We start from the raw sequence: 10735 nt of genomic DNA, 5'->3' as shown, positions 1-10735 counted from the left end.
GTTCAGATTTGTTACTAGGATTCAATCATTTAATTGCCGCAATGAATCAATTTAAACCCTGTTATGCTTCTGGATGATTTAGCTTCTTTACTACTTGCTTAGTCCGGAAAGTGACAGAAGAGGGATATATTTCATTGAGGTTAGAGGCTACATATTTAATCTTGCTTGACATATCAAGTTTTCTTGAAATATTATTACCAACGAATGAGCTTTTTTTAAAATGTCAGGTGCAAATGTTCTCAGCAAAAAACTCTACTCAGGTTTACCAAAATTGCTGGCGCATTGCTGGCGAGAAGCTTTAGCGGAAGCAATAGGAACCTTTATTTTGGTATTTGCCGGTACTGGTGCAGTCATGGTGAATAGCATCAGTCAAAATGCTTTGACACATCTGGGGATTAGTTTTGTGTTTGGTGCTGTGGTGGCGGCGTTAATTTATGCGTTGGGACATTTAAGTGGCGCACATTTCAACCCAGCGGTGACACTGGCTTTTTGGACGAGTGGTTTTTTGCCTAAACGGCGAGTGTTGCCTTATATTTTGGCACAGTTAGGAGGAGCGATCGCCGCCTCAGCTTTACTAGTAATAAGTTTAGGAAAAGTCGGGAATTTAGGTGCAACTTTACCGTTGAATGGTAATTGGTTGCAGTCTTTAGTATTAGAGTTTGTTTTAACTTTTATTTTGATGTTGATGATTTTCGGCTCAGGACTAGATAGACGCGCACATATTGGTTTTGCGGGGTTAGCAATTGGTTTAACTGTAGGGGTAGAAGCCGCATTTATGGGGCCAATTACTGGTGCAAGTATGAATCCCGCGCGTTCTTTTGCACCAGCATTTGTTGGCGGAATTTGGCAACATCACTGGGTTTATTGGATAGCACCAATTTTAGGAGCGCAATTAGCAGTAGTAGTCTATCGGCAACTTTCCAATAACTTTCAAGACTGTCAGAAGTGAAGGTGATCTGTATAGATGGACTGTATTAAAGTTTGTGAAATTGCGATCGCTAGTTCATTGTTAAGTTTTTCTCCAGATTTGGATAGTGCGATCGCTACTACTAATTAACATTCCTTTTTGAGCAAATTGTACAGAGGTAATTTGTTCAGATTGCCCTAAATTACAAATTAATTCTCCTGTTTTTACATCCCACAATTTAATATTATGTTCATAACTATTGCTGGCTAAAGTTTTACCATCGGGGCTGAATACAATAGCACTAGGATAACAACCATAATCTGTTATAGAAATACAATAATCTTGCTTACCTGTTTGTAAATTCCAAAGTCGTATAGTTTGATCTATACCACTACTGCTAACTAGCTTTTTACCATCAGGACTGAAAACTACGCATTCAATTACATCCATGTGACCAGTTAGCTTGAAGAGAATTTGACCAGTCATATTACAGATTTGAATATCACAACCTACAGCCACAGCAATATTTTCGCCGTCTGGACTATAGGCTAATGAGTTAATATCATCACGAAATTTTGCTAGTGTACCCAGACTTGTTAATGTTTCTAAATTCCACAGATTAATAGCAGGCTTTTCGTTATAAAAATCTGTTACTACTGCCAGAATTTTACCTTCAGGATGAAGAGCAATAGCAATTGAACTACCTGTTTTTTCTGTCCAACTTCCTAATTCTTCACCAGTTAATGTATTCCACACCTTAACTAATCCTCTTGAGGTAGGTTCACTAGCACTAGCACTAACTAATATGCGTCCATCTGCTGTTAGAGAAAGATGATGAATTTCATCATCATGAGCTATTAAACTATGAAGGCATTGACGAGATGGTAAATGCCAAATTGAAATTTTACCATAACCAGCACTAGCAAGAATTTCACTGTTGCTACTGATGGCTATGCAGTAGATTGTAAAAGATTCAGTTAATGTTAATACACATTCCCAATCCATCATCGCTTTATTTTTGGGCTATCGTAAAAAGCTTGATTGGGAGATAGGAAAACTGTCATTAAACCTACCTCCTAAATCTACTTAATACTTCCTCTCTTTTGGCTCAAACATATTAATTACTACTGGGCGATATTGAATATCAATACCTGTGGATGAATAGTAAGCCATTGTATGTCTGAGGAAATTCACATCATCGCGCTGCGGGAAGTCTTCGCGGAAGTGTGCGCCGCGACTTTCTTGGCGATTGAGGGCTGATGCTAAAATAGTTTGTCCTACTACCATTAAACTTCGCAGTTCTAAAGCTTCTACAAGTTCAGTATTCCAACAGCTACCTTTGTCGTCTAAGAAAACTTGAGAATATTTTTGCTGGATTTCGGTGATTTTTTCCCACCCTTCACTCATTAATTCTTGGGTGCGGAAAACGCCGCAGAATTCGGTCATGGTATCTTGAAAAGCTTGGCGGACTTGGTTAATGCGATACTGTCCTGGTTGTTCTAGTAAGGCTTGAATTTCTTGCTGGGCTTCTGTAATGTAACGTTGCTCATCTATAGTAGGTAATTTACGTTTTTGGACATATTGAGCGATCGCCGCCCCAGTTCGTTTACCATAAACTACACATTCTAATAAAGAGTTACTACCTAGACGATTTGCGCCGTGAACGGAAACACAAGAGGTTTCTCCAGCGGCAAAGAAACCTTCAACGAAACTATTATCACTGCTGCGGACTTGACCATCAGTATTCACAGGTATACCACCCATACAATAATGAATTGTCGGGCGGACTGGCATTGGTTGAGTCACCGCATCAACGCCGACTAAGCGGTGGGCTTCTTCCCAACAAAAGGGAACGCGACTCATAATTTTTTCTTTACCCAAATGGCGCAAGTCCAGATAGACAAAGGGGCCGCCAGCGCTACCATCAAGATTTACACCACGCCCAGCACGAATTTCGTAAGCGATCGCTCTTGAGGTAATATCACGGGGGGCTAATTCCATTCGGCTGGGTGCATAAGTCGCCATAAAGCGATCGCCTTGGGCATTAATTAAATACGCCCCTTCCCCTCTGACTGCTTCGGAAATCAGCACTCCCACAGGATACAAGCCTGTGGGGTGGAATTGGACAAACTCCATATCTTGTAAAGGTAAACCGGCGATCGCTGTCATCGCCAAACCGTCGCCTGTGGAAGCATAATCATTAGAAGTGGTGTTATAAACGCGACCATAACCACCTGTGGCAAACATTACCGCTTTTGCCCTCAATACCTCAATCTGCCCATCTAATAAGTGATACATAACTATGCCCTTCGCCTGACCTTCTTCTAAAATCAGGCGCATTACGTACCACTCTTGATAAATCTGCACACCGTAACGCCGCAAGTTATTCACCAATTCGTGGAGAATGGCGTGACCAGTTTTATCGGCAGCGTAGCAAGTACGATTGTGAGAATGTCCCCCAAAAGCCCGTTGGGCGATGCGTCCATCAGGTAAACGCGAGAATAAAACACCCAGATGTTCTAAGTCAATTACCACATCTGGCGCTTCTTGGGCGAGAATGGCTACCGCATCTTGGTCTGCTAAATAGTCAGAACCTTTAACAGTATCAAAAGCGTGGGCTTCCCAAGAATCTTCAGAATCAACATTTTTTAACGATGCAGCCATTCCACCTTGGGCTGCAACCGAGTGAGAACGGATGGGGTGAGTTTTAGCTACTACTGCAACATTTAAACTAGGGTCAGTGCGGGCAATTTCCACAGCCGCCCGACATCCTGCCAATCCGCCCCCGACAATAATTACATCATGTTCCAGCATAAACTAGCCCCCGACTGCAAAAAGCTGCTGTTCTATTGTAGAGATGCGATTCACTGAGCAGTTTCTGATCTTTACAAAAAAATTCCCCGTCTGCTGACAGGGAAGTTAATAATTATTTCAAAATTTAACACCAACAATTATTAAATTCCACTACTTCCTACTATTCAGCTAGTAGCTTGTACAGGTCTTTGCTGGGAGATATTTCCCGGTATAGGTTCAGTCTTTGTCTTAGTTCCCGCTTCTATAGCAACTAATTCAATATGATTTAACAATGTAGTTACAAAAGCAAACAATAAGAAGGGCAGCGATAGCAGAACAATTAGACCTACTGTTGCTAAAGCATATACTGGTCGTTTAGCACCCATCAGCGCCAAGGCTGATGCCAAGCTAAGTGTAATGGTAATTAGCCAAACAATAATTTGACCATAGATATCACCAAAGGTCAGGGTGCAGACAAACCGATAATTTTTTATATCACTCATGTTCATTACAGTTGCCTCAAGTCTCTCCTATAGGTTCTACGTTAGAGCCATGTTTGCCTACAAAACAATTTCTAAATATTTTTGCAATGTTTGTAATATCACTTCATAATTTGATTTTTTTTATGACAAAAATAGTTGATTGAGCTAAGTAGCTATCCTGAAATGTATATACCAGGATGGATGAAAAAAGAATTAGAGATTTCTGTCTCTTGACATTTGGGCATCTGCCTTAACTTGATCCCAGTGATGACCAGACAACAATTCGGCTAAGTAATGCAAAATTTGCATAACATTCTGCATTCATAGTGATATATAAGTAAACACACAGAGGGGAGATAAGAAAATTGCTGATGAACTACTAATCACCATGACTACTCAAGATTCGGCGCTGATTCTGATTGCTGATGACGACAATATAACGCGAATTCAACTGCGTGAACTGATGGAATATGTAGGATATAGAGTTGTAGAAGCCAGTAATGGGTGCGAAGCGATCGCCATCTACACAGAATTACATCCCGATATAATACTGCTGGATGCGATTATGCCAGTCATGGATGGATTTACCTGCTGCGCTCAATTGCAAACATTGCCTGACATTCAAGACACACCCATATTAATGATTACAGCGGCTTATGAGCCAGCAGCCGTAGAACGAGCTTTTGCCGTAGGTGCGATCGACTACATCACTAAACCAATTCAATGGGTCGTACTATCTCACAGAATCCGCCATCTTTTGGCAGCATCTCGCGCCATCAAGCAATTACGTCAGCAAAGCCAACAGGCGCAACTCCAGGAAGCCCAAATTAAGATTGCCTTAGAAGCAGCCCGTATGGGGACTTGGGACTGGGATATCATCACCAATCAAGTGATTTGGTCAGATAACAAAGAAATACTGTTTGGCTTAGAACCTGGTACTTTTGATGGTCAGTATGAAACTTTTTTGAACTGCATTCACCCCCAAGACCGGGATTTTGTCAATATCTCGGTGATGCAAGCTGTGCAAACAGATGCAGAGTATGATAAAGAATTTCGCATCGTTTTAGCTGACGGTAGCATTCGCTGGTTAGTTAGCAAAGGTTTAGTCTTTCGCAATGCGGCTGGGGAACCTGTGCGAATGTCTGGAATAGTAATAGATATTACTAAGCGTAAACAGGCAGAAGCCGAACTGCGACAAAGCGAAGAGCGATTTCAAATCATTACCCGCGCAACTAATGATGTGATCTGGGATTGGGATTTGCTCACGGATCAAGTGTGGTGGAATCAAGGTGTACAAACACTGTTTGGTTATTCATTGGCTCAATTGAATGCTGATTTAAGTTGGTGGTATGAACGCATACATCCGGAAGATCAACAAAGAATCGAGACTGATATGTGGGATGCAATGAATCGCGGTCAACAATTCTGGTCGAATGAATATCGCTTTCGTTGTTATGACAATTCCTATGCCTATATTTTAGATCGGGCTTACATCATCTATGACCAGACAGGCAAACCTGTACGGATGATTGGCGCAATGATGGACATCACAGAAAGGAAGCGGGTACAGGCGCAATTGCAATGGCAAAATTTGCGATCGCAATTATTTGCTGATATCACCTTAAAAATTCGCCAGTCTTTACAAATCGACGAAATTCTCCAAACCAGCGTCACAGAGGTACAAAAATTACTTCATGCAGACCGGGTGTTAATTTTGCGGCTGCGGTCAAATGGTACTGTGATTACTCTCAAAGAAGCTGTGGTTCCCGGTTTAGCCGTAGCTTCAGGATGGCAAATTCACGAGCCAGCTTTCCGAGAAATGTATCTTTTAAAATACACTCAAGGAACAATTAACGCCATTAGTAACGTAGATCGAGAGCAAGCCAATATCCCATTACCTCACCTCAAACTGCTACGACAATTGGGTGTCCAAGCCAACCTCTCAGTGCCAATTTTTCGGCAAAATCAAATCTGGGGCTTACTGATGGCGCATCAGTGCGCCCATCCCCGTCAGTGGAATAACTGGGAAATTGAACTTTTGCAACAACTTGCAGATCAAATCGGTATTGCTTTAGCCCAAAGCCAAATTTTAGAAACAGAAACTCGTCAACGCCAAGAACTCAGCCGTTCTAACGAAGAACTGCAACAATTTGCCTTTATCGCCTCCCACGATTTACAAGAACCACTACGGAAAATTAAAACCTTTAGCGAACGGCTGATTAGTATTTGTGGCGACGCTTTACCCGCACCTGCATCTGATTATCTGGAACGAATGCAGAATGCCGTTTTGAGAATGCAGACTTTAATCGAAGATTTGTTAACACTCTCACGGGTGACAACTAGAGCGCAACCTTCTGTAGCTGTGAATTTAGCTCAAATTACCCAAGAGGTATTGTCTGATTTAGAAGTGCGAATACAGCAAACAGGCGCAACCATAGAAGTTGGGGATTTACCAACAATTAAAGCTGATCCCTTACAAATGCGACAATTAATGCAAAATCTGATTGGCAATGCCTTGAAATTTCACCGTCCACAAGTGCCACCCATTGTCAAAATCTATAGTCAATATTTAAACAATCAATCAGAACAATTAGTGGTGGGTTTGGAACTTTGTCAAATTATCGTCGAAGATAATGGTATTGGATTTGAACAAAAATATAGCGATCGCATCTTTCAGATTTTTCAAAGGTTACATGGTCGTCGAGAATATGAAGGTACAGGCATTGGCTTAACTATCTGCCGCAAAATTGCCGAACGGCATTTTGGTCGCATTACTGCTCAAAGTAACCCAGCGCAAGGGACAAAATTTTTGGTCACTTTGCCGATTAATTCTCCTACAGAACTTTTATTCCTACAGAGGGATTACTAAAACTCCTAAAAATAAGGTTTATTGGAAAAATACAGCCTTTAATTACCAGCAAATGACAGAATTTATCAATTAACAGCCAGAAGATACAATCCTCCATGAGTTTGGTAAATTACGCGTTAAGACAGTTAATCAAAAACTAGGATATACAAATGTACTTTATTTTTCACAAATGCAATAGGACGGCTATAATTCTCAACTCTGAATCTTGACACCAATTGCCAAAATAATTGAGACAGGTGGATTGACAGAACCTATATCCACAAAGCCATTTCCCAACCAAAATCTAAAGCCCTATATATCAAGCTAAATTCAAAATTTACAATATAAAATTTTTTCCCAGCTTTAATTCATACTAATAACTATATGTATTAAGGAGACAGCACAGAGTGAAAGGCCGGCAACCAACCGTGACTATCTTAATGGCTGATGATGATGAAGACGACAGTATGTTAATCCGTGAGGCGATAACAGTCAGTCAATTGCCAATTGATTTATATGCCGTGAGTAATGGCGAGGAATTGATGGATTATCTTTATCATCGTGGTCAATACGCTGACACCAGCCTAGCTCCACGTCCCGGCTTGATTTTACTGGACTTGAATATGCCCAAAAAAGACGGTCTGGAGGTACTCAAAGAAATTAAAACCAACCCCGAACTACGACCAATTCCTGTTATCGTCCTGACCACCTCAAAGGCAGAAGAAAATATTTATCACACTTACAGTTTGGGTGCTAATTCTTACATAGTCAAACCTATGACATTTTCCGCCTTAGTAGAACTAATGAAAACGTTAGGGAAATATTGGTTTGAAACTGTGGAATTACCACTAGCAGTAGCGGGAGGAAGAAATGAACAAAAACCCAATCAGAGTTCTGCTCATTGATGATGACGAAGATGATTATATTTTGACTCGTGATTGGTTCGGTGAATTTCAAGCAGCTGGTTGTGAGTTGTCATGGATAGATAACTATGCAGATGCCAAGCAAGCGATCGCCCAAAATCAACATGATATCTATCTGGTAGATTATCGTTTAGGTATCCACAACGGACTCGAACTTTTACGCGAAGCCGTGGCTAACGGTTGTGCTGCGCCAATCATTTTGCTCACAGGTCAAGGTGATAGAGAAATTGACATCGAAGCCATGAAAGCCGGCGCAGCAGATTATTTAGAAAAAAGTCAGTTAACAGCACCTTTACTAGAGCGTTCCATTCGCTATGCCATAGAACGCAAACAAACAGAACACAAAATCCGCGAACAAGCAGAATTACTAGATGTTGCTACCGATGCAATTTTTGTGCGTGATTTAGATGACCAAATTTTATTTTGGAACAAAGCCGCCGAAACTTTATACGGTTGGCGCAAAGACCAAGTAATTGGTAAAAAAGTCCCAGCACTATGGCAAGAAAAAAACTTGTCTCGTTTGCAAGAAGCATTACAGTTATTGATGAAAAACGGCTCCTGGCAAGGAGAATTACACCAAACAACAACATCTAATAAAAAAATTATTGTCGAAAGTCGTTGGACACTGGTGCGAGATTTTGCACATCAACCCCAAGCAATTTTGGTAGTAAATACTGATATTACCCAAAAACAACAACTAGAAGCGCAATTTCTCCGGGCGCAAAGATTAGAAAGTATTGGCACCTTAGCCAGTGGTATCGCCCACGACCTAAATAATATCTTAGCGCCCATTTTAATGACCGCCCAACTCTTAGAATCACAGTTACAAGATGAACGTTCTCGGAGATTGGTACCCATATTAACGGCTAACGCTAAACGTGGGGCAAACTTAGTCAAACAAGTACTGTCTTTCACTCGCGGGATTGAGGGAGAACGTACCCTATTGCAATTCAAACACTTAATTATCGAAATCCAGCAGATTGTTAAAGAAACCTTTCCTAAAACCATAGAAATTACGACTCGACTACCGCCAAACCTTTGGGTAATCTCTGGTGATGCAACTCAACTACATCAAGTGCTGATGAATTTGTGCGTTAATGCCCGTGATGCCATGCCCAATGGGGGAATGTTGAAAATTACCGCCGAAAATCTCCTGATTGATGAAAATTATGCCAATATGCACATTGATGCTAAAGTTGGCCCCTACGTTGTAATTTCTGTAATTGACACAGGTATTGGCATTCCTACAGAAATATTAGAGCGCATATTTGAGCCATTTTTTACTACGAAGGAACTTGGTAAAGGCACTGGATTAGGACTTTCTACCGTCCTGGGTATTGTCAAAAACCACGGTGGTTTTATAAGTGTCTACAGCGAAGAAGCCCAAGGTAGTCAATTTAAAATATATTTACCCGCCCAAGAAATCACAGAAACCCTCGAAGAAGTAGAACCAGTATTTCCTCGCGGTAACGGAGAACTAATTTTGATTGTTGATGATGAAGCAGCCATTCGAGAGATTACTAAAACATCTCTCGAAAGCTATAACTACCAAGCTATTACAGCCAGCGACGGTATTGAAGCTATTGCTTTGTACGCCGAACATCGAGATGAAATTTCTCTAGTATTAACAGATATGGTGATGCCTTCTATGGATGGACTCACCACTATCCGCACACTGCAAAAAATTAACCCAGAGGTCAAAATTATCGCTATTAGTGGGCTGGCTTCTAGCGATAAGGTGAACGCCGTTTATGATATTGGGATTAAAGCTTTTTTGTCTAAACCTTACACAGCTAATCAGTTATTAGAAACAATTAACGTGATTAAAAGTAGCAAGTGATTGTAGCATTTCTATTCACCTGAGTTCATCCGCATAATTCATGATTTGATTCCTTTGAAGCTTCCTTCTACAACTTTGGATGATAAAAATTTTTTTCAATATTGTTACAAAAAATCTGAAAGAATCTGCAATAGTTTTAACTCCTTCCGAAAATACAAAAAAGGATATCCTAGAATGTTTTGATGTTCACCCAGATAAAATCTATGTAACATCTCAACCAATAGTTTCTAATTTTTGGCAAATTAAAGAAGATGCACTTTCAGAGTTTTTACAAAAATATCAACTTAAAGTCAAACAATACATTCTCTTTGTAGGTGCGATTGAACCAAAGAAAAATATAAGAAGAATAATAGATGCTTATAGTGGGTTAGATACCGATATGCCCCTAGTAATTGTGGGTAAGAAAGGATGGTTGTGGGAAGATGAAATTGGTAAATTAGAAAGATTATTGGGTAATAGTTTTTATCAAAAAGTAAAGTTATTAGAATATGTACCAAAGCAAGATTTAAATTTTTTATATCAAGGTGCTTTCTGCTTTGTTTTCCCATCCTTGTATGAAGGATTTGGCTTACCACCATTAGAAGCCATGTCTTTAGGGTGTCCAGTAATCACATCTAATGTTTCTTCTTTGCCAGAAGTTTGTGGTAATGCGGCTTTGTATGTAGATCCCTATAATACCTCTGAAATTAGACAGGCGATCGCCAAATTAATTAACCATCCGCAACTGCGATCGCAAATGATCAATGCAGGGAAGGAACGGGTAAAGCTTTTTACAATGGAAAATTATGCTCAAAAACTGTATGCAGCTTATATACCCCTCTTCTGTCACTTTCCGAGTATTCTAAATAAAAGGATTAAAAGAAAAAACTCTGGAAGGTAAGCAGGGCAATGGATGTGGAATTACAAATCCTGAAACATTTACGTCGAGACGCTCACCCAACA

At 40.4% G+C, this 10735-nt stretch carries 8 protein-coding genes; 5 read left to right on the top strand and 3 right to left on the bottom strand.

The annotated features are described in order from the left end of the window. The first annotated feature begins 220 nt into the window (after positions 1-220). The gene (locus tag IQ244_RS31560) at positions 221-949 is read left to right on the top strand and encodes an MIP/aquaporin family protein (protein ID WP_228059289.1); all 729 of its coding nucleotides are present in this window, start codon (positions 221-223) and stop codon (positions 947-949) included. Positions 950-1009: 60 nt separating this feature from the next. Here the strand turns inward: IQ244_RS31560 and IQ244_RS31555 are convergent, their stop codons facing one another. The 3 genes from IQ244_RS31555 to IQ244_RS31545 form a co-directional block, all read right to left on the bottom strand. Then, positions 1010-1915: a WD40 repeat domain-containing protein gene (locus tag IQ244_RS31555; protein WP_193900610.1), complete on the bottom strand. Its 906-nt coding sequence runs from the start codon at positions 1913-1915 to the stop codon at positions 1010-1012. Between the two features lie 78 nt (positions 1916-1993). Beyond that, positions 1994-3721 (bottom strand): succinate dehydrogenase/fumarate reductase flavoprotein subunit, encoded by a 1728-nt coding sequence (locus IQ244_RS31550; RefSeq protein WP_193900609.1) that lies wholly within the window; start codon positions 3719-3721, stop codon positions 1994-1996. Positions 3722-3885: 164 nt separating this feature from the next. Further along, entirely contained in the window at positions 3886-4209 is a 324-nt protein-coding gene (locus tag IQ244_RS31545) for a hypothetical protein (protein WP_193900608.1), read from the bottom strand. A gap of 361 nt (positions 4210-4570) precedes the next feature. Between IQ244_RS31545 and IQ244_RS31540 the strand changes: the two genes are divergently transcribed. The 4 genes from IQ244_RS31540 (at position 4571) to IQ244_RS31525 (ending at position 10673) form a co-directional block, all read left to right on the top strand. Further along, positions 4571-7051, top strand: a complete 2481-nt coding sequence (locus IQ244_RS31540; RefSeq protein WP_193900607.1) for a PAS domain-containing protein — start codon at positions 4571-4573, stop codon at positions 7049-7051. Between the two features lie 386 nt (positions 7052-7437). Further along, positions 7438-7935 (top strand): response regulator, encoded by a 498-nt coding sequence (locus tag IQ244_RS31535; protein WP_193900606.1) that lies wholly within the window; start codon positions 7438-7440, stop codon positions 7933-7935. Further along, the gene (locus IQ244_RS31530; protein WP_193900605.1) at positions 7901-9793 is read left to right on the top strand and encodes a response regulator; all 1893 of its coding nucleotides are present in this window, start codon (positions 7901-7903) and stop codon (positions 9791-9793) included. The genes IQ244_RS31535 and IQ244_RS31530 overlap by 35 nt, the downstream gene beginning before the upstream one ends. A gap of 79 nt (positions 9794-9872) precedes the next feature. Then, a complete protein-coding gene (locus tag IQ244_RS31525) occupies positions 9873-10673 on the top strand; it encodes a glycosyltransferase family 4 protein (RefSeq protein ID WP_228059288.1) in 801 nt (266 codons plus the stop codon). Positions 10674-10735: the final 62 nt, after the last annotated feature.

This window comes from Nostoc sp. LEGE 06077 (assembly GCF_015207705.1).
GTDB lineage: Bacteria > Cyanobacteriota > Cyanobacteriia > Cyanobacteriales > Nostocaceae > Nostoc_B.
The sequence above is the reverse complement of the archived record's forward strand: the minus strand, read 5'-3'. Positions and strand labels throughout refer to the sequence as shown.